This window comes from Mucilaginibacter sp. cycad4 (assembly GCF_034263275.1).
Lineage (GTDB): Bacteria > Bacteroidota > Bacteroidia > Sphingobacteriales > Sphingobacteriaceae > Mucilaginibacter.
In genome coordinates this window covers 1,049,910-1,075,990 of sequence record NZ_CP139559.1, presented here as the reverse complement: position 1 = coordinate 1,075,990, position 26,081 = coordinate 1,049,910, and the positions used below count along the sequence as shown (strand labels likewise).

Genomic DNA, 26,081 nt, shown 5'->3' with positions numbered 1-26,081 from the left:
ACCAATATTCATATTATCCTATGCAAAAAAGCCGCTACTTAAAAAACCTTGATGCTGTAATAGCCGCCCTTATCGGCTGGTTTATATTAAGCTTGTTTTTCAGGTATAGCGGTGTAGGAGTTTCGCCGGATAGTATCATGTATACCAGCGCGGCCAGGAGCTTTAAAGACCATGGCACCCTGTTAACATTCAACCATGTACCTATTGTTGACTTTCCGGTTTTTTACCCCATCTACCTTGGTATAATTTCAGTTATCACCCAGATAGATCCTGTTAAGTTTGGTGCGGTAATGAACGGGATCATGTTCGCTACCCTCATCTTCACCAGCGGCTGGATTATGGAGCATTTTGTGCCGGCATCAAGGATTTATAAATGGCTAATGCTGGCAGCCATTATCCTGAGCCCGCCGCTATTACAGGTTTATTCTTATCTCTGGTCCGAGACCTTGTTTATCCTCGAGATCCTTTTCTTTCTCGTGGCCTTTAGGGAATATCTTTTAAAACACACGCTTAAAGCGCTTATTGTAGCGGCTATTATAGCAGCCATAAGTTGTATAACCAGGTACGCGGCCGTAACCATTGTTGGCACCGGAGGTTTACTTTTATTGCTCGACAGGGTGTTGCCGCTTAAAAAGAAGATAGTCCATATCATTGTTTATGGTTTTATCTGCATCTCGTTGCTCGTAAGCAATCTGGTTTACAATGCGTTCATGTCGGGCACAACAACCGGTCCGCGGGAGCCTTCCATTACGCCTTTCAGCCAAAACCTGTACTACTTTGGCACCGTTATTTGCGATTGGATGGGCCTTACCCCTAACCAATACTGGCTGGCCACACCAATTGCCATTGTCATCTTTGTTGGCTTTATAGCCGCTTTGGCATTTAACTACTACAGGCGCAGGCTGGATAGCTTCGAGAACCTTGCTATCACCTTCGCGCTGGTTTACGGGGCGTTTATCGTGATCTCATCAACCTTTTCAAGGTATGAGCGCATCAACCACCGCCTGTTATCGCCCTTATACATTACCGCTTTATGGGGTTACACCAGTTGGGCATTACTCCTGCTGAAAAAAATAAGCAATATCACTACCCGGCGCATTGTTGGCGCTGTAATGGTTATGCTGATGCTGGGTTTTATCAGCAGCGAATTTTTGATAGATAAAGCCCGTTATGCCGATCAGGTAGCCGATGAATATGGCAACCCCGGCTATACCGACGAAAGCTGGATCGACTCTGAATTTGCAGCCTACCTCAGAGGCACAGACCATAGCCTGTTTAAACCCGGCATCAAGATTTATACCGACGCGCACGAAGCCGTTTACTTTTTCTCAGGAATGTCATCATACCTGGTACCGCACCGTTTCTTCACTAAGGATATTGATAAGTTTTATAAGGTAAAACACTATTACCTCATTTGGTTTAACGTACTCGAAAACCCTGAGCTTATTAACCTAAAGGACATTCAGAAAGTTAAAAATCTCAAAAAGATCAAGGATTTTGGTGAAGAGGGCGCGATTTATGAGTATGAGTCTCAACCGTGATTTATAGGATTTTAAGATTACCTTGAATTGAATAAACACGATTTGTATTGGAAGCTCCGACGTTGTTGGCGATAACAAGCTGGCTACAAGCTGAGTATTTTAACAAATCTTTTGGCGTAACCCCTTATTTAATTCAAGTAATTGACAGTCAGTAACTTAATTCCGAATATTTGAATTTATGTTAACCCTGTTAACCCCCTTTCATTACACTTTGCGGTCGGTGTTGTCGCCAACGGATGCAAAGGTTAACAAAATTAAATTCTAAAAGCTCGTCTTATTAGTCTCGAAACTTCCTGAAAATTTCATGCACCGGCACACTTTTTTACATTAAATTTTGATTTAAAAAACATCTGTCTATATTTGCACCGCTAATCTATAGTTTTACTATATAAAAAATGAACGGTATCGCACTACATCATCTTCATCTGCATCACCACCATGTGGTGATCAGCTAATATGTATGTTTCTACGCGAAATAACAACCTCCGTTTATATTCTTTTTTATCATAGTCTCTTAAATTCAATCTTTTGAAAACACTTAAAATAGCTATCCAAAAATCGGGTAGGCTCAACGAAAAATCTGTTGAATTGCTAAAAAATTGCGGCTTAAACTTTGAAAACTACAAAAGCTCGCTTATTTCTCCGGTATCCAATTTCCCTTTAGAGATCCTTTTTCTTCGTGATGACGATATTCCTGAATATGTGCAGGATGGTATTGCCGATCTGGGTATTGTTGGTGAAAACGTGATCCAGGAAACTGAAGTTGAGGTAAGCTACCTGCAGCGCCTTGGTTTTGGCAAATGCTCGCTCAAAATAGCTGTACCTAACAACAGCGATATCAATTCACTTGCCGACCTGCACGGCAAAGCAATTGCAACTACCTACCCTGCCATTTTAGGCAAGTTTTTAAAAGGCCAAAATATTACTTCAGATATCCGCACCATTTCAGGTTCGGTTGAAATTTCACCGGGCTTGGGTTTGAGCGACGCCATTTGCGACCTGGTTTCAACCGGTGGTACACTGAAAAGTAACGGGTTGAAACCATTTGCCGATGTAATGTCGTCGGAAGCGGTATTGATTGGCAGCAAAGCCATTGCCGAAAGCGACCTTGTATTAGAGCTGATCCAGCGCATTCAATCTGTTTTGCGTGCCAAAGAGACTAAATATGTGGTACTTAACGTTGAAAAAAAGAACCTTGAGGCTGTTATTGCTTTACTGCCCGGGGTAAAAAGCCCGTCGGTAGTACCATTGGCCGAAGAAGGCTGGGTAGCAGTACACACAGTAATCCCCGAACGTGATTTCTGGGATCGCATAAGCCAGCTCAAACAAGCCGGCGCACAGGGCATTGTGGTAATGCCTATTGAGAAGATCATTTTATAGACAAGCCCCACCCAAACCCTCCCCGGAAGGGAGGGCTTATCAAAGGCTGTTAAAAACAATAAAATCAAAAGTCTCCCCTACCGGGGGAGATTTAGAGGGGGCTCTGCAAATGAAGACATACAACTATTCAGAACTTACCGCATCCGATATTCAGAAACTGGTTCAACGGAATATTGACCCGGCCAACGAGATCAGGACTATTGTTGAGGATGTGATTGCCAACGTGCAACAGCATGGCGACAGTGCCTTACTTGATTATGCTTTAAAGTTTGACAAGGTGGAGCTGAACAAGCTTTACCTTGATAAAGCCGAACTGGAAGAAATTGCCAAAGCCATATCTGCCGATCAGAAAGCAGCTCTGGAAACAGCGTACAACAACATTTACAAGTTTCACCAAACGCAGCTAAAAGCCGAGGACAAGGTTGAAACCATGCCCGGCGTAACCTGCTGGCGCGAACTAAGGCCGATTGAAAAAGTTGGCCTTTATATCCCCGGCGGTTCGGCGGTATTGCCAAGTACGTTTTTGATGCTGGGGATTCCGGCACGTATTGCCGGTTGCCATGAAATAGTAGTTTGCTCCCCTCCACAAAAAAATGGTAAGGTAAATGCCTTTATAGCTTATGTGGCACTGATGCTGGGGATCGATAAGATCTATCTGGCAGGTGGTTCGCAGGCTGTGGCGGCCATGGCGTACGGAACAGAAACAGTTACTAAAGTTGATAAGATTTTTGGGCCGGGTAACCAGTTTGTAACCAAGGCTAAAACCATTATTCAGTCAACCACCACAACGGCGATTGATATGCCTGCAGGGCCGTCGGAAGTATTGGTTATTGCAGATGAAACCGCCATTCCGGCATACATAGCAGCCGATCTGCTGGCCCAGGCCGAGCACGGCATCGACAGCCAGGCTGTATTGGTTTGTACCTCTGCTGATGTTGCCCAAAAAGCCATAGCCGAAGTTGAAAAACAACTGCCTGTTTTGCCCCGTGGAGAAATAGCCAAAATGGCTATCGATAATTCATATGTGGTGATTACCGATAGCCTGAGCGAAGCCATGAGTTTCAGTAATCAATATGCTCCTGAGCACCTGATCCTGGCAACCGGTAGCTGGGAACAGATCACCGGAAGTATCATCAACGCGGGTTCGGTATTTTTAGGAAACCTGACCCCCGAAAGTGCCGGTGACTATGCATCAGGCACCAACCATACCCTGCCAACCAGCAGTTATGCCAGGGCTTATTCGGGCGTATCGGTTGATTCGTTTGTGAAAAAGATTACGTTCCAGCACATCACCCGCGAGGGCATCAACAATATCGGCCCAACAGTTGAAGTATTAGCAGAGTTGGAGGGTTTACATGCGCACAGAAACGCGGTAAGCATCAGAAACAATAGTTAATCATGAAAAAGCTTGGATATTTATTGATTTTGTTTGCTCTTGCAGCATGTAATCACCAGGAAAAACAGAGTTCATCAACTGCCTCCGGTTCCGGAAATAACGACAACTCATTTAAGCCATACCAGCTTAATAAAGCCTATACTATAGTAGACACTGGTTTTGTTGATGCCGAGGTAATGGAATGTACGTATGCCGTAATAACCAGGGATAATAAACTTGCCGACACCATAGATAAAGATTATGGTATTCAAAAAATTGGCGATGATAGTTATTTATACCTAACATTGACAGATACCAAGCCAATTAACAATACCTCGACAAAAGGCGAGGGAAGGAAAAAATCAATAAGCGGATCGTTAGGCAAATATGTTGTTACTGTGAATGGCAATAAACAACTGCTATCAACATTAGTACCTGATTTTAACGATTATTTTTCTTCGCCCTCGGTAATAAACGGTAATATTTTTTACTGGCAAATAAAGCAGAAAGACACTACCGGCAATAATCGCGTTTCGGCAGCAAAATTTAATCCGGTTACTAAAAAAACGAATGCCTATTATTTGGTGGATGATTACATTGAAACAGACGACGCCAACTATTTTGCAGCGCCTTATTTAAAAAATGATACCATTTATTTTAATGGTGAGAATAACAAATTAAGAAAATTCACAAAGGATCTTAAGCCTTACAATTAAAATGTTCGATATAAATAATATACTCAGAGAAAATATAAAACGTCTTGTACCTTATTCATCGGCACGTGACGAGTACCAGGGCGAGGCAAGCGTTTTCCTGGATGCCAATGAAAATGCTTTTGGCTCCCCTTTAGATCAGCAGTTTAACCGCTACCCTGATCCTTTGCAGTACGATCTAAAAAAACGCATCACCGAAATTAAAGGCGTACCGCCCCGCAATATTTTTGTGGGTAATGGCAGCGATGAAGCTATCGATATCCTGTTCCGCAGCTTTTGCAATCCAGGTGTTGACAACGTGATCCTGGTACCGCCTACTTACGGCATGTACGAGGTATCGGCCAACATCAACGATATCCAGGCCCGCAAAGTAAACCTTACGGAAGATTATCAGCTAAATTTAGAAGGCATTGCCGAAGCTATCGACAAAAACACTAAACTGATCTTTATCTGCTCGCCGAACAACCCTACCGGCAACTCTATTAACCGCGACGATATCCAAACCTTACTGGCTAATTTTAGCGGCATTGTAGTAGTTGATGAGGCTTATATCAACTTTAGCAGGCAAAAATCGTTTATCCAGGAATTGACCGAATGTGCTAACCTTGTAGTGATGCAAACCCTTTCCAAAGCCTGGGGGCTGGCCGGTTTACGCGTGGGCATGGCCTTCGCCAGCGAAGAGATCATTGAGGTGATGAATAAGGTAAAACCACCTTATAATGTTAACGAATCCTCGCAGCAACTGGCTTTGGCAGCTTTGGCAAACGTTGGCCAGGTTAACGAATGGATCAAAGAAACCCTTGCCCAGCGCGACAGGTTGGTTTTGCAACTGAAAGATTTTGATTTTGTGGTAGATATTTACCCGTCAGATGCCAATTTCATCCTCGTTAAAACCACCAACGCCAACGGCATTTATGATTACCTCGTTAAACAGGGCATCATAGTACGCAACCGCTCCAAAGTTGAGCTTTGCGAAGGTTGCCTCCGCATCACCGTTGGTACTCCCGACGAAAACACTGTTTTACTGGACACGCTACAAAACTTCAAATAAAGCAGTAAAGGATGAAATCACTAATTCAAAAATCAATAATTATATTTGGATGAGCTTACAGAAAATATTATTCGTTGACCGCGACGGCACCCTGATCAAAGAGCCTGCTGATGAGCAGATCGATTCATTTGCCAAGCTGGAGTTTTATCCAGGTGCGTTAACCTATCTGCCCAAAATAGCCAAAGAGCTTGATTTTGAACTGGTGATGGTTACCAACCAGGATGGCTTGGGAACTTCTGTTTATCCTGAAGATACATTTTGGCCTGTACACAATTTCCTCCTTCAAACCTTTGAAGGTGAAGGCGTAAAATTTGCCAATCAGATCATCGACCGTACTTTTGCCCGCGACAATGCTCCTACCCGCAAACCCGGCACTGCCTTATTAACTCAGTACCTGGATGCGGAGAAATACGACCTGAAAAATTCATTCACCATCGGCGATCGTAAAAACGATGTATTGCTGGCGAAAAACCTGGGTGCAAAAGCCATCTGGCTTAACAACAACAGCAATCTGGGTGGAAGCGAATTTAGCGAAGCCGATCATATCGGCGATGTGATTGCTTTGGAAACTACCGACTGGCAAAAGATTTATGAGTTTTTAAAACTCGGTCAGCGGGTATTTGAACACCGCCGTGCCACTAAGGAAACCGATATCTACATCAAAATAAACCTTGATGGTAAGGGTGATGCCAAAATATCAACGGGCCTGCATTTTTTTGACCACATGCTGGATCAGATTGCCCGTCACGGCAGTATCGACCTGGAAATTACAGCCAAAGGAGATCTGCATATTGACGAGCACCACACCATTGAAGATACCGGCATTGCCTTAGGCGAAGTATTTGCCGCCGCGTTAGGTAACAAAATGGGTATTGAACGCTATGGTTTCTGCCTGCCGATGGATGATTGCCTGGCACAAGCAGCTATCGACTTTGGCGGCCGTAACTGGATAGTTTGGGACGCCGATTTTAAACGCGAAAAAGTGGGCGATGTACCAACCGAAATGTTTTACCATTTCTTCAAATCGTTCAGTGATGCCTCAAAAAGCAATTTGAACATAAAAGCCGAAGGCCAGAACGAACATCACAAAATTGAAGCTATATTTAAAGCCTTTGCCAAAGCAATAAAAGTAGCCGTAAAACGTGATGTAGATAAGATGGTTTTACCAAGCACGAAGGGGCTTTTGTAAATGCCCCCGGCCCCCTAAAGGGGGAGTAAAAAGCACAAAATGGATACACCAGATCAAAACATACAAAAAGTAGACAAGGAAAGCCTCGCAGAGGCACCCCCTTTAGGGGGCGGGGGGGGTATCGGCATCATTCTATACGGAGCCGGAAACATATTTTCCCTTACTGCCGCTTTAGAGCGCTTAGGGATATCCTATGGCTTTATTAATAGTGAAGAGGATTTTGATAAGTATGACCGTTACATTATTCCGGGTGTTGGCCATGCCGGCGCTGCTATGAATAAGCTCGTTGCTACCGGATTGGTGCCATCCATTAAAGCGTTAAAAAAACCTACCCTGGGTATTTGTGTAGGTATGCAATTGCTTACCTCCCACTCTGAAGAGGGCGACTCTAACCTATTGGATATCATCCCGGTTAAAACTTTAAGGTTTAAAGATAGTGCTGATCATAAAGTGCCGCACACGGGCTGGAACAGGGTTTACCCTGAAAAGGACAACCCCCTATTTGAAAATATACCGTCAGGTTCACATTTTTACTTTGTACATTCATACTTTATTGAGTATGATAAAGCATACACTTTATTGGCCACCGATTACGGAAACGAATTTTCGGCATCAATTTGGCTTGATAATTTTTATGGCGTACAATTTCACCCCGAAAAATCGGGCGTGTTTGGCGAAACATTGTTAACTAATTTCTCAAAAATATAAAGGATATGTACATTATTCCTGCCATTGACATTTTGAACAAGAAGGTAGTCCGTCTTCGTGAAGGCGACTACAAACAGGTAACCGAATACGATGTTACCCTTGAAGAAATGATTGAGCGCTACCAGAGCAACGGCACCAACTTCATTCACATCATTGACCTTAACGGCGCAAAAAACGATTTCAGCAACCAGCAATACCTGTTTGATGTGATCCGAAAAACTGATATGAAGGTACAATACGGCGGGGGGATCCGCAGCATCGAAAAAGTGAAAGAGCTGATAGATGCAGGCGTTCACCGCGTAATTGTGGGCACACAGGCCCTAACCAATCCCAGCTTCCTGCCCGAACTAAGTAAAGAAATTTGCGGTAAAGACAAATGCTCCGACCAGGTTGTTGTAGCCATCGACGTGCTTGACGAGGTGATCAAATACTCCGGCTGGATGGAAAGCTCGCCAATTAAATTGATGGACTATGTTGACAAATGTCTGAGCCTGGGTTTCTTCCGTTTCCTGTGCACTGACATCAACAAAGATGGCAAACTTGGCGGTGCTGGCATTGAGCTGTACGAAAAACTGCTCGACCATTCTCCATTCATCAAACTGATCGCATCAGGCGGCGTTAGCTCTATGGGTGATATCGAAAAACTTAACCGCTTAAAAGTTGAATCGGTAGTAGTTGGAAAAGCGATATATGAGGGCCATATCACCATTGAAGACGTGAAACACTGGAATTTGGATGCGCTGATATCGATATAAGTCGCCCCCCGGCCCCCTAAAGGGGGAGAAATAGTTCAACAATGAAAAGAAAAATGTTTTTGGGAGCCGATAAGTTAGTCTTTCAAAATGCTGAATCTCTTCGTTATAGAATGACTGCCGCGGAGGAACTACTTTGGCAACATCTGAAAGGCAAACAGTTAGGTGTAAAATCCAGAAGACAACATCCTTTAGGGATTTATATCGCCGATTTTTATTGTCATCAGCATAAGTTAATTGTCGAGTTAGACGGTGATATACATTTACGACCAGACATCGCGCTTAACGATATAATCAGGCAAACCAACTTAGAACTCGACGGATTAAAAGTATTACGTTTTACCAACGAACAGGTAGTTAATCATTTAGAAAAAGTATTGGAAAATATAAATACGCAAATCAAAGGCTCCCCCTTTAGGGGGCGGGGGGGGCTTGCCAAGCGAATTATCCCCTGCCTTGACGTTAAAGATGGGCGTACAGTCAAAGGTGTAAACTTTGTTGACTTGCGCGATGCCGGCGACCCGGTAGAGCTGGCCTGGAATTACTCAAACCAGGGGGCCGACGAACTGGTGTTTTTGGACATCACCGCCACTGTTGAACGTCGCAAAACTATGGTTGAGCTGGTAAAGGCCGTAGCCAGGCAAATCAATATTCCTTTCACCATTGGAGGCGGCATTAATGAAATTGCCGATGCCGATGCGCTGCTGAATGCAGGCGCAGATAAAATTTCCATTAACTCGGCAGCAGTGCGTAACCCTAAACTGATAGACGAACTGGCTGCTGCCTTCGGTGTTCAGTTTGTGGTAATAGCTGTTGATACCCGCAGCATTGGTGATAAAAACGTAGTACACCTCAATGGCGGCAGGCTGCCAACGGAGCGCCAAACATTGGAGTGGATCCTGGAGGCTGAAAGCCGTGGCGCAGGCGAAATCCTGCTCACTTCTATGGATCATGACGGCACCAAAGGCGGTTTTGATAATGGTTTGCTTAAAACTGTTAATGATGCCGTGCATATTCCGGTAATAGCTTCGGGCGGTGCCGGCAAAGTGGAACACTTTGTTGATGTTTTTGAAAAAACCAATGTTGATGCCGCGCTGGCTGCTTCGGTATTTCATTATGGAGAGATACTGATACCGGATTTGAAGAGGATACTACAAGATAATAAGATAGAAGTTAGAATTTGAGATAAAAGCGGCGGCTTGTGCGATTCCCCTCTTGAGAGAGGTGGAGGGCTGTGTTTCTCTTCAAGCGACGAACACACCCCTCCCGGCACACACCCTCCGCTCCCCCTCTCGAGAGGGGAACAAAAACAGTTGCAATGAACATAGATTTTGAAAAAACCGACGGGCTTGTCCCCGTAATCATACAGGACGAGCAAACTTTAGAGGTGCTGATGCTCGGTTACATGAACCAGGAAGCATACGATAAAACCGTACAGGAAAATATCGTTACTTTTTACTCACGCTCAAAAAACCGCTTGTGGACCAAAGGTGAAACCAGCAGCAACTTTCTGCATGTAAAAAGTATTAGCATTGATTGCGATAACGACACGTTGCTGATCAAAGTGAAAGCCGATGGGCCTACCTGCCATACTGGCTCACGCAGCTGCTTCAATACCGAATTTAATCAAAACTTTATCCTGGAGCTGGAAAATATCATTGCCGACAGGTATGCTAACCCGGTAGAGGGTTCATATGTAAACAAACTCCGCAATAAAGGCCTTAACAAAATAGCCCAGAAAGTTGGCGAAGAAGGTGTTGAAACCGTAATTGCCGCCCTTTCCGAAACCGAAACCGACCTGATCAATGAATCATCAGATCTTGTTTTTCATTTGCTGGTCCTGCTTCGCGAAAAAGGGCTGACACTGGAAACAATTGCTAAAAATTTAGAATCAAGGCATAAGTAATATTTGTTCATGGTTCATAGATCATGGTTCATGGCTAAATTTGCTTTAACCTGTTAATTTTGCTATGATCTATGAACCATTAACTATGAACTAAAGTATGATCACCGTACAAAAAACAGCCGAGCTTACAGGCCATGCCAACCCGATATTCACACTTGAACTATCGCAAAAGCCGGGGATATTGTTTACAGGCGGCAATGATAAGGGACTGGTTGAGTGGAGCCTGAATGATTTCTCGTTTATTAAGGTGATGTTCCCGGTTAATGCATCCATTTATGCCATTCATTGTCCGGAGGGATACCCGCTAATGTTTGCCGGTTTACGCAGCGGCGAGGTTCTGGTGTTTGATTTTATTCAGCAGAAATTACTCAAACCTTTAAGGCATCACCACAAAGCTATTTTTGACGTCAAATCATCGGTTAAAAAAGATGAGTTATTAATAGCATCAGAAGATGGTACTGTATCTGTATGGAGCCTTAAAACACTTGAAATGGTGCACAGCATAACGGTATCCAGGGATACAGTTCGTTGTATTGCCGTTTCGCCCGATCAAAAACGGGTGGCATTCGGTTGCCGCGATAATCATATCGCCGTTTACGACCTGGAAGATTATACTATTATTAAAGCGCTTCATGGCCATACTATGGCAGTTTTTTCACTTGCTTACAGCCCCGATGGAAGTTACATCGCTTCCGGCTCAAGAGATGCCCAGGTAAAGATTTGGGATAGCAGCAGTTATCATGAAATAAAAAACATCCCCGCCCATCTGTTTGCAGTGAACCATATTGTATTCCATCCTACCCTGCCTTATTTTGCTACTGCCAGCATGGATAAAAGTATCAAGATCTGGGGATCGGACGATTTTAAACTCTACAAAAATATCAGCAGGGAAAAAGGATATCCAGGCCATGTGCTATCTATCAATAAATTAGCATGGGGAACGTCCAACCAGCTCCTTTCGGTAAGTGACGATAAAAAGATCATTTCCTGGGAGGTTAAATTTAGCTGACCCGCCTCGTTTTCTTTTCCAAAAACTTATCTTACTAAATTAAACCACTTTCCTTCTCTTATCTCTTTTACTATTTGGTTAAATAAGCACAGGCTAATTAAAAAAAACGCCTGATACCACACAGATTATGCGTATGTTTTCTTTGCTCAAGCGAGTATATTCCATCCTCATTAATGGAATCAATTTTAACTTTACCGGATGCATGAATGATGTGCTCATTATTGAGCATGATGCCCACATGAGTTACCCGGCCTTCGGCATTATCAAAAAAAGCCAGGTCCCCCAGCCTTGCATCCTTTATTGAATCGATTTTACTGCCTTGTTTTGCCTGCATACTGGCATCACGTTTAATCCTGAGGCCTTTTAGTTTATAAACTACCTGTGTAAAACCAGAGCAATCAATACCAAAATGTGTTCGCCCCCCCCACAAATATGGCGAATTCAGGAATGATTTAGCGGTAGTTGCAATATCTTCAGGCTCGCCAACCTTGCCAATTATTTCAAAGCGCTCGTTACCAACGCGGCATGAAGTGCCCTCCAAAAAAGCAAGAGAGCTGCCAGCCGGTAAATAAACAACGCTGTTATCGCTTATTTTCCAGGCCTGTGTAACGGCATGATAAGTAAGCTTTGGAGGGTGGTTCTTAATATTTTTATACGCTATATGACCAAGCATAACAAATTGCAGGCGACCTATCCACCCAACATATCCATCATTCTCAGCAATGATCTTAACCCAGTTGTTTTGCCACTCGGTAATTTCAAACGCTTCGCCAAATAATAATTGCGATACCTGCTCGCTCCGCTCGTTAGGTTCGGCCCTCAGCGGGATTACGGCCAGGTTACATATCCCGTATTCCATAGTTTCTGTAAATATCAAATAAACAAAAATCCCACACGTATTTTAAACTAATACATGGTTAACATCTTAATATGATATTATTTATATAACTGGTATCTGTAGTTTTGGGGATAAAACTATACGATAATACAAATATTTTCAGACTTTTTAATCAAATGCGCGATACGTTGACAAGTTCTTGAAATTCAATTTATCGCTAAACAAAAAGGGACATGCACAGCATCTCCCTTTCAATATCATTTAAAAAGTATATCTATTCGTTCATGTGCAGCCAGTCTTTTTTGGCAAGCAGCTCTTCTTCGCTCTCGCGGATATCTTCGTCATCAACGCAGCAATCAACCGGACAAACGGCTGCACATTGAGGCTCGTCATGAAAACCTACACATTCGGTACACTTATCGGGTACTATATAATATATATCGTCAGATAATGCAGCTTGTGTTTCTTCGGCATTCAGGGTGTTACCATCGCCAAAATCAATTATCCCTCTAAGGCCAGTCCCATCGCTGAAACGCCAGGCCGCTCCTGCATCATAAATAGCATTATTAGGGCATTCCGGTTCGCAGGCCCCGCAGTTTATGCATTCGTCGGTGATTTTAATCGCCATATTTCTAAATATCTAATAATCTCAATTAACTTTGCCTGCAAATTGCAAGCGCACAAATATAACAAAAAAAGGCTTTAAGGGTTTAATCCCCTAACATATATATGTCAAAAATTAATCCAAAAAACTCAATAAAATCATTTTCGGAGCTGGGGAGGCAAATCTTATCGCCCGATGCAGCATTAAGCACCCTTATTGAAAATGAACAATATCATAACGCATGGTTTACACCGGCAAGCGTTTCAGGAGCGGTAACCGCCATCGGCAACATGCTTAACAAGGCCGACCTAACCTCCTGGCTTTCAAAATATGATCCCCAAACGGGCAAACCTGCAAAAAATATTGGACTGATACTGGCCGGCAACATTCCGCTGGTAGGTTTTCATGATGTACTTTGTGTTATTGCTTCCGGTAACAAGGCGCTTATTAAAGCCTCATCACAAGATGCACGGCTCATCAAAGCTGTATTGGAAAAACTGGTAGCCATTGATGCTGATTTTGCAGGTAGTTTTAGCTTTGTTGACAGGCTGGAAGGTTTTGATGCTATCATAGCTACCGGCAGCAACAACAGTTCGCGCTATTTTGATTATTATTTTGGCAAGGTGCCTAATATCATCCGCAAAAACCGGAACAGCATTGCTGTATTAAGTGGTAAGGAAACTGCCGGAGATCTTTTCAATCTGGGGCATGATATTTTAGATTATTATGGGCTTGGCTGTCGTAACGTATCCAAAATACTGGTACCTGAGGGCTATGATTTTACTTTCTTTTTTGAATCGATAGAAGATCATAAAGCCATCATCAATCACCATAAATACAACAATAATTACGATTATAACAAATCCATTTACCTGGTTAACGGGGATAAACATTTTGATAACGGATTTTTGATGGTTAAAGAAGATGAAAGGCTGACATCTCCGCTGTCAGTATTGTTTTTTAACTACTACCGCGACATGGCAGAGGTGGAAAACATGATCGACCAGAATGCCGAAAATATCCAGTGCATAGTAAGCACACTACCACTACAGGTTACAAGCCAGGTAGTGGGTTTTGGCCAAAGCCAGCAGCCCAAACTATGGGATTATGCCGATGGCGTGGACACGATGGAATTTTTGTCAAGTCTTTAAATAAATAATACCTTTGGAATGTGAGGTCATTGTGTCATTAGATCATTAAGTCATTGAAAAGTTCGATAGGCTAATGACTTAATGACTTAATGCCCCAATGACACAAAAAGATGTATATCATAAAAGTTAAAGGCGTTGCCAAAATACCCGATTATGTACAGTTGCGGGATGACAAGTTTACACTGCTTGCTTATTTCAGGGTTGACAGGCCGGATAAATCGCTTGACAAGGTTGGGTTGGGCGATAAGGCCGATCAGATCATGAATATTATCAAAGACCTCCCTTTTGGGCAGATCTTAAAATTAGAACTATAAAAACGATGATAGGAAATTCTATAATAAAACTAAACAACGTTGATATTTTTCAACAGGCGCACCTGGTACTTTCAAACGTAGATTTACATGTTGATAAAGGCGATTTTGTGTGGCTGATTGGCCAGACAGGATCAGGCAAAAGCAGCCTGCTGAAAGTAATTTACGGCGATTTAGGGATTAAAGCCGGTACCGGTCATGCCTGTGGCTATGAATTAAGCAAGCTGCCCAGCCGCGACATTCCATACCTGCGCCGTAAACTGGGTATAGTTTTTCAGGATTTCCAGTTGCTTACCGACCGCACCATTGAGCAAAACCTGAACTTCGTAATGCGCGCCACCGGCTGGAACGATAAAAAGCTGATTGCTGATAAAGCTCTTGACGTGCTTGAAAAAGTTGGCCTCCGCTCAAAATTAAAGAAAATGCCTCATGAACTTTCGGGCGGCGAGCAGCAGCGTGTAGTAATTGCACGTGCCCTGCTTAATGATCCGGAAATAATCCTGGCCGATGAACCTACGGGCAACCTCGATCCCGAAACATCTGAAGAAATAGTACTCCTGCTTAAACAGATCAGCCAATCGGGCACTGCCGTACTGGTAGCCACGCACGATTATCACATAATCCGCGCTTTCCCGTCGCGCATTATCAAATGCGAAAATGGTAAGGTTTTGGAAGATGTGGAGATATAAACCCAACCATGATTTTTAGGATTTAAGGATGTCCCTGATGTATAAAACTCAAGGCCATCCTTAAATCAGGCGAATCATGGTTCTGGTTTGCCCATTTGACGGTTCACCTGTCACCCTTACTTAAAATTACTTCATGCCACTGACAGCTTGACCGCTTTGCGGTTATGGCAAGATACTTGATTGGCACTACTCGCTATGAAATTTAACGATATGTTGAAGAAAAAGAAGAAAGAAAATACGGATAATACTGAAAATATAAACGAAGTGAATAAAGAGCAATTACAAGATGAAGGGCAGGAACAAGCCCCGGTAACAGAGGCTACAGAACCCCAACAGGAAACTGCTGCTCCAACAGCCGAAGAAAAGCTGAAAGATGAGCTGGCACAGGCTAATGACAAGTACTTGCGTTTATATGCCGAATTTGATAACTTTAGAAGGCGTACCATTAAAGAACGCGAGGAAGCCCGCAAAACCGAAGGCAAAGATGTAATTGTGGCTTTACTACCTGTACTTGACGACTTTGAACGCGCACAACGTGCCATGGATAAGGCTACCGAAGTTGCCCCTGTTAAAGAGGGCGTTACTTTGATCCAAAACAAGCTGAGAAATATACTGGGCCAAAAAGGCCTGAAAGAAATGACATCAATAGGCAATGCCTTTGACGCCGATCTGCATGAAGCTATCACCAACATTCCGGCACCTACTGATGACCTTAAAGGCAAGGTAATGGACGAAATGGAAAAAGGCTACACGCTGAATGACAAAGTGATCCGCTTTGCTAAGGTGGTAGTGGGAGCGTAAATTAATTATTGAATGATTGATTTAGTGAATTAGTGATTTAATCGCTTTTTTACCCCATCAATCATTCTGCATTACTAACAAAATCATGAGTTTGGATTATTGGTTGGGACGCCGCATATAATTCGCTAACTCACTAACTCATTAATTCGACATTAAATAACATGGCTAAGAGAGATTATTACGATGTGCTTGGGGTTGCGAAAGGCGCAAGTGCTGATGACATAAAAAAAGCATATCGTAAAATGGCTATTAAATATCATCCCGATAAAAATCAGGGTGATAAAGAGGCAGAAGAAAAGTTTAAGGAAGCTGCCGAAGCTTACGAAGTACTAAGCACTCCTGAAAAACGTCAGCGTTATGACCAGTTTGGTCATGCGGCCAACGCGTCATCGCCAAATGGCGGCGGTTATGGGGGCGGTGGCATGAATATGGACGACATATTTAGCCAGTTTGGTGATATTTTTGGCGGTGGCAGTCCGTTTGAAGGCTTCTTTGGCGGTGGTGGCCGTCAAAGTGGTGGTGGTGGCAGGCGCGTAGCCCGTGGCAGCAACCTGCGCATTAAAGTGCGTTTAACCCTGGAAGAAATTGCTAACGGTGCCGAAAAGAAGATCAAGGTTAACAAACAGATCATCTGTAAAACCTGCGACGGCAGTGGCGCAAAAGATAAATCATCTTTCCAAACCTGTAAAACCTGCGGTGGCTCCGGAGCTGTGCGCAGGGTAACCAATACTATTTTGGGCCAGATGCAAACTACCAGCACCTGCCCTACCTGTAACGGCGAAGGTTCAACCATACTGTCAAAATGTACTGTTTGTCATGGTGATGGCGTTGTAAGAGGTGAAGAACTGATCACCATACAGGTACCTGCCGGTGTTAGCGAAGGCATGCAATTGAGCATGAGCGGCAAAGGTAACGCTGCCCCACGTGGCGGTGTGCCCGGCGACCTGATCATTCTGATTGAGGAAGTGCCTCATGAAACATTAAAACGTGATGGTAATAACGTAATTTATGACCTGCATGTAAATTTTGTTGATGCTACTTTGGGCACATCTATTGAAGTACCTACCATTGATGGCAAAGCCAAGATAAAAATTGATCCAGGAACACAGGGTGGCAAGATCCTGCGCCTGAAAGGCAAAGGTTTACCGGAAGTAAATTCATACCACCGTGGCGACCAGTTAGTACATATCAACATCTGGACCCCAAAAGCATTAAGTCGCGAAGAACGTGAGATCCTGGAAAAACTGCAAAGCTCACCTAACTTTAAACCTAATCCGGGCAAAAACGAGAAAAGTTTCTTTGAACGGATGAAAGAATATTTTGAATAAGGCATAAAGCATACAAAAGCCCGGAGTTTTAACAACTTCGGGCTTTTTAATTTTCTCTCAGCAAGTTCAAGCGTCCACGCTTGAATGAACTTTTAATGTAAGCGTCCACGCTTACAAAAACAGACAAGCATTAAAAAGTAAGCGTGGACGCTTACTTTCTGGATAATTCAAGCGTGGACGCTTGAACTTGCATGTATTTTCAATAAATAACCTCTAAAGGACTCTCCGGATTTGCGCTACTATACCAATACTCATGGGCCGAACCTACAAAGCCTGCACGGACTGGATTATCATGAATGTAATCTATCTTTTGTTGAATAACATCATTCGAATACAGCAAAACAGGATGATTCCCATTCTGCCAAAACTGGTGATTTTTGTTTAAAGGATTTCTCCGGCCAGAAAATTCAAATGCATTAAGCAGCCATGAACGGCGGCTTTCAGACGGATTATTAATGATCAATTTAATTAACTCCTTTGATGTATATGTTTTAAAGTCACGAAGAACATCGCTCAACGAACCCTCTTCAACATTTGCTACCATATGCAAATGGTTAGTCATTAAAACATATGCGTAAATATTTAGCTTTTTATTTTGCTGGCAATATTTAAGATTTTGAATAATGAAGTCATTATAAATACGCCGCGTAAATACATCAACCCAGTCTGTAACTGTTAAGGTAACGAAATAAAGTTCATCCGTTGCTGCAGTACGACGCATTTGTATTTATGATTTAGGTTAACAAATATTGCACGTTCAAGCGTCCACGCTTGAATGATTTCCTAATGTAAGCGTCCACGCTTACTACACCATTAATAATCGTTTTCGTAAGCGTGGACGCTTGAACTTGCGCGCACATATTATATCACACCAGCCTTTTCCAGCTCCACCTGCATCTGCTGCTGCAAACTAAGCGCTTCGGCACGGGCGGCATCGGCAAAATCCTCACCGTTAGCTGCATATAATATAGAGCGCGATGAGTTTACAATAAGGCCGCAATCTTTAGTGATGCCGTATTTGCAAACCTCTTCCAGGCTTCCACCCTGTGCACCCACTCCGGGTACCAGTAAGAAATTATCGGGGGCATATACGCGGATGTTGGTGAACTCGGTACTTTTGGTTGCGCCTACCACATACATGATCCTATCGGCACCAGCCCAGGTATTGGCTTTTTTTATTACATTTTCATACAAATATCCATCCCCAGTTTGCAGATATTGAAAATCTTTACTGCCTACGGATGAGGTGAGAGCTAAAATGATAACCCATTTACCATCATAAGCAAGGTAAGGTGTAACGCTGTCATTGCCCATATAAGGCGTAATGGTAATGGCATCGAAGCTCATTCCGCCCGATTGTTCATCGAAAAAAGCTTTTGCATATTTATCGGATGTGTTACCAATATCGCCCCGTTTGGCATCGATGATGCTCAGGCAATCTTTTGGCAGGTATTTATAGGTGTCAATTAAGCTTTGCAGTCCTTTTATGCCATAAGCTTCATAAAAAGCGGCATTAGGTTTATAAGCGATACAGAGATCCTGCGTAGCATCAATGATGCGTTTATTAAATTCAAGTATAGGATCGGGATATGATCTTAAAAATTCGGGGATCTTGTTGATATCGGGATCAAGCCCAACACATAAAAACGATTTCTTTTTTTTGATCTGTTCAATTAACTCCTGGCGGGACATCATCAGCTGCTGAATAATATTTTAATTGTCAAAAAAACTAAAAATTTGGCTTATGTGTTCTGATATAAGTGATATTTATTTAATTAATTTGAAATTAAAGAATAATTGATTACACTTGCATCGTTTTCCATTGAATTTTTCTTGCACTAAAGAAACAATTTAAATCACCACGCTTTTTATTATCACTTATATATAATATTGCATGGGTTTGGATGTTTACTAAAACAAGGTTTCAAGATCAATTTCTTTCAATTATAGCCTCATATGTTTTTACATGTGGTCAAGCTCTAACACTTGCATAGAAATTTTTGCCGTTTGAAAACACATTACAATTAAAAAATCCCATTGAACTATAATTCATATCATGTCTGATAAAATTGAATTGAACGACAAACTCGTTTCAGAGTTGCGCGAAATTGCCAGAAATTTAGGTATTGCTGAGGCCGACGAACTACGTAAAGCTCAGCTTGTTGCCCGCATTATTGAACAACAACAGCTGATTGAAGCCGCCAGGGCCCAGCAAAATCTTGTTGAATCAAACTATACCCCAACTCCCGCTCCAGGTGAAGGACCTGCAGAAACCGCCGAAAAACCCCGCAAAAGGGCCCGCGTTATAAAAACTAAAGATTCATCAAAACCCCGTATTGAAGTTCCGTTGGATGATACCAATCTTTTTGATGCACAGGATGATGAGCCGTCACAGGAAGACCCGGAAACAGAAGTTCCTGCTGTAACGGCAGAAACAGAAGCTCCGCAAGCCGGTGAAGCAGTTACCCGTACAGAAGAAGTTGTTCCGGAAACCCGCCCGCAAAAATTTGAGCGCAGGGTTAACAGCAATAATCAAAATCAGCAAAAAGCACAGGAACCGCCAATCAATCTCGACTTTGATAATGTAATTGTAAATGAAGGTGTTTTGGAAATCATGCCTGATGGTTACGGTTTCCTTCGCTCATCTGATTATAACTACCTTACTTCTCCCGACGATATTTACGTATCACAATCGCAGATAAAATTATTTGGCCTTAAAACCGGGGATACTGTAAGGGGCAGCATCCGCCCTCCCAAAGAAGGCGAAAAATACTTCCCGCTGGTACGTGTTGAGGCTATTAACGGCCGCATCCCTGCCGAAGTGCGTGACCGCGTTCCTTTTGATCACTTAACACCGCTTTTCCCTTCTGAAAAGCTGAGCCTGTTCACCGATCCGAACAACTATTCAACCCGCATTATGGACCTGTTTTCGCCAATTGGTAAGGGGCAGCGTGGTTTGATCGTGGCACAGCCAAAAACTGGTAAAACTATGTTATTAAAGGATGTGGCCAATGCAATAGCCAAAAACCATCCTGAAGTATATCTTATTATATTACTGATAGACGAACGCCCGGAAGAGGTTACCGATATGGCCCGCAGCGTACGCGCCGAAGTTGTTTCATCCACTTTTGATGAGCCTGCTGAGCGCCACGTAAAAATTGCCAACATTGTGCTTGAAAAAGCAAAACGCATGGTAGAGTGCGGTCATGACGTAGTGATCCTGCTTGATTCTATCACCCGTTTAGCCCGTGCTTATAACACTGTTGCCCCAGCATCAGGTAAAATATTATCAGGTGGTGTTGATGCAAACGCCCTGCACAAGCCTAAACGCTTCTTTGGTGCCGCCCGTAACATTGAAGATGGCGGCTCATTAACCATCATTGCTACTGCACTTACCGAAACCGGTTCAAAAATGGACGAGGTTATCTTTGAAGAATTTAAAGGTACCGGTAACATGGAGCTGCAACTGGATCGTAAATTATCAAACAAACGCATCTTCCCGGCTATCGATATCACCGCTTCAAGTACCCGTCGTGACGACTTGCTGCTTGACCGTGAAACACTTCAGCGTATCTGGATCCTTCGCAACCACCTTGCTGATATGAATTCGCAGGAATCAATGGAGTTTTTACAGGCTCAAATAAGGGGCACAAAAACTAACGAAGAATTTCTGATTTCGATGAATTCGTAATATTTTAGCGATAATGAAGTTATAAGTAAGTAGAATATTATTTGTAACTTCATTATTACTTAATAAATTCCTGATAACTTCGATGGCGAAATGAAGAGACGCGTCAAAAAACACCTTCCAAATGCTATTACCTGCGCCAACCTTTTTAGCGGTTGCATAGGCATAGTTTTCGCTTTCCAGGGTAACCTCATAGTGGCTGCTTACGCCATTTTTCTTTCCTCAATATTTGATTTTTTTGACGGCCTTGCATCAAGGGTTTTAAATTCTTACTCATTTATAGGTAAAGATCTCGACTCACTGGCCGATATGGTAAGCTTTGGCGTATTGCCTTCGGTTATCATGTACGAGCTGTTTTTAAAAGCGCCACAAATAGATAGCGTAAGTCATCTGTTAAATTTCGTTGCATTTCTTTTACCGGTATTTTCGGCATTAAGGCTTGCCAAGTTCAATAATGACACACGGCAATCAGATAGCTTTATTGGCTTACCTACACCGGCAAATGCCATCCTCATAGCATCACTGCCTTTAATAGTACAACAGTACGATGCTTTGGCGCATTACATTTTAAATCCATACTTTCTTACCGTTTTGGTTTTAATAATGTGTACACTGCTGGTATCCGAAATACCGTTAATGTCGCTTAAATTCAAGAACCGCGATTTTAACAAAAACATTTTCCGTTATTTACTGCTCTTGTTTTCGGCAATACTCATACTATTTTTTAAATTTGTGGCCGTTCCGGTGGTTATATTTATTTATATCACCTTATCTCTAATTCAAACAAAACTCACAAATGACAAAGTTCCAGGCTGAAATCGACGTAATGCCAAAAAAAGAAATACTTGACCCACAAGGAAAAGCAGTAACCGGTAGCATGAAAAACCTTGGCTTAGCCGAAATTCACAACGTGCGCATTGGCAAACACATTACGCTTGAAATAGAAGCTGAAAATGCTGAAGCCGCCAGCGCCAAAGTTGACCAGGCCTGCAAAAACCTGCTGGCTAACCTGATTATGGAAAGCTATACTTTTAAAATAGAAGCTGTTTAAGGTAAAAGGCGTTTTTAGGTTAAAGGCCAAAGGTTTTTATCTGCATCAATAACTAAAACTTTATAAAATACAAAAGGCAAAAGGGAAACCTCTTGCCTTTATTTTTTATGTGCGAGCGGCGAAACCTTTCACCTTTCACCTTTCACCTTTCACCTTTCACCTTTCACCTTTCACCTTTCACCTTTCACCTTTCACCTTTCACCTTTCACCTTTCACCTTTCACCTTTCACCTTTCACATTATAAATTAGCTTCCTTCTCGGCTTTAATTTGCTTTAGGGTGATCAGGTTTGCTGATACCATGCTGTTTACCTGGTTAAATTTCTCAAATATTTCGGCTGGATTTTCACCACCTGCCTTGCAGGCCAGTTCAACTTCCTGTATGGTAGCCTGGCTTATGGGCATACCAAAAAAACCAAGGTTAGGCTTTAATTTATGAGCTGCCTGGGCTGCTAATGCCCAATCCCGGTTATTTAACGCGCTGCTGATCGTATTAAGTAAATCGGGCGATTGCTCAAGGAACATCCCTATCGAGTCAACAATAAAATCGTCGCTACCGTCGGCAATCTCGTATAAAAAAGAAAGATCAAGATCCTGTTCTGGTGAAATATCTGCCATTATAAAAGCTTTGTGTTTATTCAAAAATATGCTTTTTTACGATTAAGTTATCCTTTAGTTCGTCCTTTAACTGCAAAATATTTTTTTTGAACACCGGATGAATAAGATCAGGCGCTATCTCGGCCAGGGGGATCAGCGTAAAACTGCGTTTATACAATTCGGGATGGGGCACTACCAGGTTAAAATCATGGATCACTTCATCGCCATAAAACAAAATATCAATATCAATAATACGCGATCCCCATTTAACCTCCCGCTTACGTCCCATCTGCAGTTCGATACCCAATATTTTTTCCAACACATCCTGCGCCGAAAGATCAGTTTGGAGCATCAGCACCTGGTTTAAATAGTCGGGTTCATCAGTTTTACCCCACGACTGGGTTTCATAAACCGACGATATCAATTTAACCGGAGCAATTTGAGCCGAAATAGACTCAATAGCCTGCTGCAGAAACAATTCGCGGGTACCGAGGTTGCTCCCAAGTAATAAAAAAACATCAATCATGTTGTAACAAATATAATGGAAACCGCTCTTAGCATTATACGGCGCCTTATTACTAAGTTTGCATAGTTAAAAAGATTTATAACATTAATGAAACAATTCTTCAAATTCGTTCTGGCCACTATTTTAGGGGTAATTATTTCGGGTGTAATTATAGGTGTTGTAGGAGCGGTTCTTGTTATCGGCCTTATTGCATCGGCCGGCAGTGATAAAACTGTAGATGTTAGCCCAAACTCTATTTTATACATGTCGCTTAAAAATCAGATAACTGAGCGTACACCTAACAATCCCCTTGCCGGTCTGGATTTTTTAGGATTAAATGAAGATAAATCAATCGGCTTAAATGACATCCTGGCCGATATTAAAAAAGCCAAAACCGATGATAATATTAAAGGCATATACCTTGATGAAAGTTATATGACTGCCGGCCAGGCCACTACCGAAGAGATCCGCAACGCACTTATCGACTTTAAAAAATCAGGTAAATTTGTTGTAGCCTACGCCGAAGTATATACCCAGGGCTTTTATTACCTGGCATCGGTTGCCGATAAAGTTTATATTAACCCCAAAGGTATTTTTGAATTCCATGGCTTTAGCTCTCAAACCACTTTCCTGAAAGGTGCGTTGGATAAATTGGGCATTGAAGCACAGATCATTAAAGTTGGGACCTTTAAAAGTGCTGTTGAACCGTTGTTCCTCACTAAAATGAGCGATGCCAATAAACTACAGGTAACCTCCTATCTTGGTTCACTCTACAATCACTTTTTAACCGGCATCAGCAAAAGCCGCGGCCTTAACAAGGATTCATTATTCGCTTATGCCGATAACATGCGCATTCAATTTCCAGAAGACGCCTATAAATTTAAACTGGTTGACGGCCTAAAATATAAAGACGAGCTCCTGAACGATTTGAAAAGGCGGACCGGTACCGATTTAAAAGACGACTTGAAAAGTGTTGACCTAAGGGATTACGCCAAAAGCAAAAGTGATGATTCGGACGATAAGGACGATGATTCATCATCAAAAAACCGCATTGCCATTGTTTACGCGTCCGGTGATATTACAGGCGGCGATGGCGACGACAACAATATTGGTTCAGAAACTATCTCGAAAGCATTACGCAAAGCCCGTTTGGATGGTAAAGTTAAAGCCGTGGTATTGCGTGTAAATTCGCCGGGCGGCAGTTCGCTGGCATCAGATGTGATCTGGCGCGAAGTAAAACTCATCCACGAAAAGAAACCGATCATTGTTTCCATGGGCGATTACGCCGCATCTGGCGGCTATTATATATCCTGTGCTGCCGATTCTATCATTGCGCAACCCAATACCATCACAGGCTCTATCGGTATTTTTGCCGTACTGCCTAACATGCAAAAATTGTTTAACGATAAACTGGGTGTAACTTTTGATGGCGTAAAAACCGGTAAATATGCCGATTTGGGCGATATCAGTCGCCCGCTGAGCCCGGAAGAACGCCTGATATTACAAAACAGCGTAAACCGTGGATATGATGAATTTACCAAAGCCGTAGCCGAAGGTCGCGGTAAAACACAGGCTTATATTAACAGCATTGGGCAAGGGCGCGTATGGACTGGTGAACAAGCACTAAAAATTGGCCTTGTTGACCGTTTAGGAAATATAAACGATGCCATTGCTTCAGCAGCTAAAAAGGCTAAGATCAAAACCTATAACATCGTGAACTATCCTGAGCAAAAAAGCTTTTTCAATAAAGTAGAAGGCGGTTTAAGTGCCGAAGTACAAACCCGGATGGTTAAAAACGAGCTTGGCGAAAACTACCGTGTTTACCAGCAAATAAAAGGCATCACCCAAATGATGCGCACCCCGCAGGCCCGCCTGCCTTATGACCTGGTGATCAAATAAAATTTCATTAATACATTAATTTTGATTGTGAAAAGCTGCCCGGTTTGGGTGGCTTTTTTATTTATCCGGTAAGGCTTACGAAGTTTTCAAAACTTCGTAAGTCTGTTTGCTGAGAGACGCGTTCACTGGCGCAAGTATTGTGCGGCTGCCTGTGCAGAGATTACTTGTGCCTTCTGCAATTATAATAGCCTTACCCTCTCTTCAAATAAGCGTTCGGCACATTTTTCGGAACATAGTCAATTCCGTAAGCATGTTTTATAAGCAGGCTCACCACCTCCATAATCGTTTGCTCCTTACGGTGAAATTGCGGCAATGAACCCATCATGGCATAACTTATAGGGTTTACCGCAGGGATAAACGTTTCCCATTCGTATCCCCTGCCCCAAATCAATCCATTAACAGTAATATAAAGATCAACACCGTTTTGCAGTAGAAAGTGAAGCATATCAACAGAACTGTTCCCATTCTGATTCACCGTATGAAAAATAGGCGTATGCCCGCCGAAACCATGTTCGTCATAAGCGCCCCTGGCATTCACGTCGGCGCCATGTTCCAAAAGTAATTTGGCACAGGCAAGGCTGTTATACTCGGCACAAAAATGCATTAAAGTACCACCGGTAAGCGGGGTATAAGTGTTATTATACAAGGAATAAGTTTTATCAGTAACTGAAGCATCTGCCGCTATTGCTTCCTTCAATTTCTCCTCATCATGGGCCAAAACAGCCAGCAGTGCTTTATCTTCGTACTCAAGCCCGGCATCAATAAACGCCTGTACACAATCCTTAAACCGGGGACCACGCGCGTACATTTCAACCATCATGGTAAAAACCGGCATGCCATCATGGACTTCATTTGGGCTGCCACCATTGGCAAAATACGCTTTGATCTCATCAACAGAATGAGTTTCGGCAGCGTAAAGGATATCGGTGTAATTGGGCATGATCTTCTTTTTATTAAAGTTAAAGAATCAAAAGATTACTTATCAGATAATTTAAAA

At 42.6% G+C, this 26,081-nt stretch carries 27 protein-coding genes and 1 pseudogene; 21 read left to right on the top strand and 7 right to left on the bottom strand.

What is annotated here, in order from left to right; genetic code table 11:
• Positions 1-20 precede the first annotated feature (20 nt).
• The 12 genes and pseudogenes from SNE26_RS04570 to SNE26_RS04515 all read left to right on the top strand — a co-directional run bounded on the left by SNE26_RS04570 (position 21) and on the right by SNE26_RS04515 (position 11,624).
• Positions 21-1,541 carry a hypothetical protein gene (locus tag SNE26_RS04570; RefSeq protein WP_321558185.1) on the top strand — a complete coding sequence of 507 codons (1,521 nt, stop codon included), beginning with the start codon at positions 21-23 and terminating at the stop codon, positions 1,539-1,541.
• Positions 1,542-2,069: 528 nt separating this feature from the next.
• Positions 2,070-2,921: an ATP phosphoribosyltransferase gene (hisG, locus tag SNE26_RS04565; RefSeq protein ID WP_321558184.1), complete on the top strand. Its 852-nt coding sequence runs from the start codon at positions 2,070-2,072 to the stop codon at positions 2,919-2,921.
• Positions 2,922-3,030: 109 nt separating this feature from the next.
• Positions 3,031-4,317, top strand: a complete 1,287-nt coding sequence (gene hisD / locus SNE26_RS04560; protein WP_321558183.1) for a histidinol dehydrogenase — start codon at positions 3,031-3,033, stop codon at positions 4,315-4,317.
• 2 nt (positions 4,318-4,319) lie between these two features.
• Complete coding sequence (locus tag SNE26_RS04555) at positions 4,320-5,012, top strand: hypothetical protein (protein ID WP_321558182.1); 693 nt, start codon at positions 4,320-4,322, stop codon at positions 5,010-5,012.
• 1 nt (position 5,013) lies between these two features.
• Positions 5,014-6,060, top strand: coding sequence for a histidinol-phosphate transaminase (hisC, locus tag SNE26_RS04550; RefSeq protein WP_321558181.1), 1,047 nt, complete (start codon positions 5,014-5,016; stop codon positions 6,058-6,060).
• A 49-nt stretch (positions 6,061-6,109) separates the two neighbouring features.
• A complete protein-coding gene (gene hisB, locus SNE26_RS04545) occupies positions 6,110-7,249 on the top strand; it encodes a bifunctional histidinol-phosphatase/imidazoleglycerol-phosphate dehydratase HisB (RefSeq protein ID WP_321558180.1) in 1,140 nt (379 codons plus the stop codon).
• A gap of 39 nt (positions 7,250-7,288) precedes the next feature.
• Positions 7,289-7,957 (top strand): imidazole glycerol phosphate synthase subunit HisH, encoded by a 669-nt coding sequence (hisH, locus tag SNE26_RS04540; protein WP_321558179.1) that lies wholly within the window; start codon positions 7,289-7,291, stop codon positions 7,955-7,957.
• A gap of 5 nt (positions 7,958-7,962) precedes the next feature.
• A complete protein-coding gene (locus SNE26_RS04535; RefSeq protein ID WP_321558178.1) occupies positions 7,963-8,712 on the top strand; it encodes a 1-(5-phosphoribosyl)-5-[(5-phosphoribosylamino)methylideneamino] imidazole-4-carboxamide isomerase in 750 nt (249 codons plus the stop codon).
• 41 nt (positions 8,713-8,753) lie between these two features.
• Positions 8,754-9,098, top strand: a pseudogene (locus SNE26_RS04530) (endonuclease domain-containing protein); the annotation flags it as partial.
• Between the two features lie 9 nt (positions 9,099-9,107).
• A complete protein-coding gene (hisF, locus tag SNE26_RS04525) occupies positions 9,108-9,893 on the top strand; it encodes an imidazole glycerol phosphate synthase subunit HisF (protein ID WP_321560022.1) in 786 nt (261 codons plus the stop codon).
• 50 nt (positions 9,894-9,943) lie between these two features.
• Complete coding sequence (gene hisIE, locus SNE26_RS04520) at positions 9,944-10,615, top strand: bifunctional phosphoribosyl-AMP cyclohydrolase/phosphoribosyl-ATP diphosphatase HisIE (protein WP_373695590.1); 672 nt, start codon at positions 9,944-9,946, stop codon at positions 10,613-10,615.
• A 97-nt stretch (positions 10,616-10,712) separates the two neighbouring features.
• A complete protein-coding gene (locus SNE26_RS04515) occupies positions 10,713-11,624 on the top strand; it encodes a WD40 repeat domain-containing protein (RefSeq protein WP_321558177.1) in 912 nt (303 codons plus the stop codon).
• 97 nt (positions 11,625-11,721) lie between these two features.
• On the opposite strand, the gene SNE26_RS04510 is transcribed toward SNE26_RS04515, so the two are convergent.
• Both SNE26_RS04510 and SNE26_RS04505 read right to left on the bottom strand, forming a co-directional pair.
• A complete protein-coding gene (locus tag SNE26_RS04510) occupies positions 11,722-12,483 on the bottom strand; it encodes a C40 family peptidase (protein ID WP_321558176.1) in 762 nt (253 codons plus the stop codon).
• A gap of 253 nt (positions 12,484-12,736) precedes the next feature.
• The gene (locus SNE26_RS04505) at positions 12,737-13,090 is read right to left on the bottom strand and encodes a 4Fe-4S dicluster domain-containing protein (RefSeq protein ID WP_274987803.1); all 354 of its coding nucleotides are present in this window, start codon (positions 13,088-13,090) and stop codon (positions 12,737-12,739) included.
• 101 nt (positions 13,091-13,191) lie between these two features.
• On the opposite strand from SNE26_RS04505, the gene SNE26_RS04500 reads away from it, so the two are divergent.
• From SNE26_RS04500 to dnaJ, 5 genes are all read left to right on the top strand, one after another.
• Complete coding sequence (locus SNE26_RS04500) at positions 13,192-14,217, top strand: acyl-CoA reductase (protein ID WP_321558175.1); 1,026 nt, start codon at positions 13,192-13,194, stop codon at positions 14,215-14,217.
• Positions 14,218-14,327: 110 nt separating this feature from the next.
• On the top strand, positions 14,328-14,531 hold the full coding sequence (locus SNE26_RS04495) for a fructose-6-phosphate aldolase (RefSeq protein ID WP_321558174.1): 204 nt from the start codon (positions 14,328-14,330) through the stop codon (positions 14,529-14,531).
• Positions 14,532-14,536: 5 nt separating this feature from the next.
• Positions 14,537-15,217 (top strand): ATP-binding cassette domain-containing protein, encoded by a 681-nt coding sequence (locus SNE26_RS04490; RefSeq protein ID WP_321558173.1) that lies wholly within the window; start codon positions 14,537-14,539, stop codon positions 15,215-15,217.
• Positions 15,218-15,412: 195 nt separating this feature from the next.
• The gene (locus SNE26_RS04485) at positions 15,413-16,018 is read left to right on the top strand and encodes a nucleotide exchange factor GrpE (protein WP_321558172.1); all 606 of its coding nucleotides are present in this window, start codon (positions 15,413-15,415) and stop codon (positions 16,016-16,018) included.
• 161 nt (positions 16,019-16,179) lie between these two features.
• Positions 16,180-17,346, top strand: coding sequence for a molecular chaperone DnaJ (gene dnaJ, locus SNE26_RS04480; protein ID WP_321558171.1), 1,167 nt, complete (start codon positions 16,180-16,182; stop codon positions 17,344-17,346).
• Positions 17,347-17,545: 199 nt separating this feature from the next.
• On the opposite strand, the gene SNE26_RS04475 is transcribed toward dnaJ, so the two are convergent.
• Positions 17,546-18,067: a transposase gene (locus SNE26_RS04475; RefSeq protein ID WP_321558170.1), complete on the bottom strand. Its 522-nt coding sequence runs from the start codon at positions 18,065-18,067 to the stop codon at positions 17,546-17,548.
• A 140-nt stretch (positions 18,068-18,207) separates the two neighbouring features.
• Positions 18,208-19,038 (bottom strand): orotidine-5'-phosphate decarboxylase, encoded by an 831-nt coding sequence (gene pyrF, locus SNE26_RS04470; RefSeq protein ID WP_321560021.1) that lies wholly within the window; start codon positions 19,036-19,038, stop codon positions 18,208-18,210.
• Positions 19,039-19,402: 364 nt separating this feature from the next.
• On the opposite strand from pyrF, the gene rho reads away from it, so the two are divergent.
• The 3 genes from rho to purS all read left to right on the top strand — a co-directional run bounded on the left by rho (position 19,403) and on the right by purS (position 22,085).
• A complete protein-coding gene (gene rho / locus SNE26_RS04465) occupies positions 19,403-21,037 on the top strand; it encodes a transcription termination factor Rho (protein WP_321558169.1) in 1,635 nt (544 codons plus the stop codon).
• Positions 21,038-21,127: 90 nt separating this feature from the next.
• A complete protein-coding gene (pssA, locus tag SNE26_RS04460; protein ID WP_321558168.1) occupies positions 21,128-21,850 on the top strand; it encodes a CDP-diacylglycerol--serine O-phosphatidyltransferase in 723 nt (240 codons plus the stop codon).
• Positions 21,831-22,085, top strand: a complete 255-nt coding sequence (gene purS, locus SNE26_RS04455) for a phosphoribosylformylglycinamidine synthase subunit PurS (RefSeq protein ID WP_321558167.1) — start codon at positions 21,831-21,833, stop codon at positions 22,083-22,085. The genes pssA and purS overlap by 20 nt, the downstream gene beginning before the upstream one ends.
• A gap of 238 nt (positions 22,086-22,323) precedes the next feature.
• Here the strand turns inward: purS and SNE26_RS04450 are convergent, their stop codons facing one another.
• On the bottom strand, positions 22,324-22,701 hold the full coding sequence (locus SNE26_RS04450) for an Hpt domain-containing protein (protein WP_321558166.1): 378 nt from the start codon (positions 22,699-22,701) through the stop codon (positions 22,324-22,326).
• Between the two features lie 16 nt (positions 22,702-22,717).
• Positions 22,718-23,206 carry a 2-amino-4-hydroxy-6-hydroxymethyldihydropteridine diphosphokinase gene (folK, locus tag SNE26_RS04445; protein ID WP_188832724.1) on the bottom strand — a complete coding sequence of 163 codons (489 nt, stop codon included), beginning with the start codon at positions 23,204-23,206 and terminating at the stop codon, positions 22,718-22,720.
• Between the two features lie 87 nt (positions 23,207-23,293).
• On the opposite strand from folK, the gene sppA reads away from it, so the two are divergent.
• Positions 23,294-25,084 (top strand): signal peptide peptidase SppA, encoded by a 1,791-nt coding sequence (sppA, locus tag SNE26_RS04440; RefSeq protein ID WP_321558165.1) that lies wholly within the window; start codon positions 23,294-23,296, stop codon positions 25,082-25,084.
• A 190-nt stretch (positions 25,085-25,274) separates the two neighbouring features.
• On the opposite strand, the gene SNE26_RS04435 is transcribed toward sppA, so the two are convergent.
• Complete coding sequence (locus SNE26_RS04435; RefSeq protein ID WP_321558164.1) at positions 25,275-26,024, bottom strand: ankyrin repeat domain-containing protein; 750 nt, start codon at positions 26,022-26,024, stop codon at positions 25,275-25,277.
• Between the last annotated feature and the right edge of the window lie 57 nt (positions 26,025-26,081).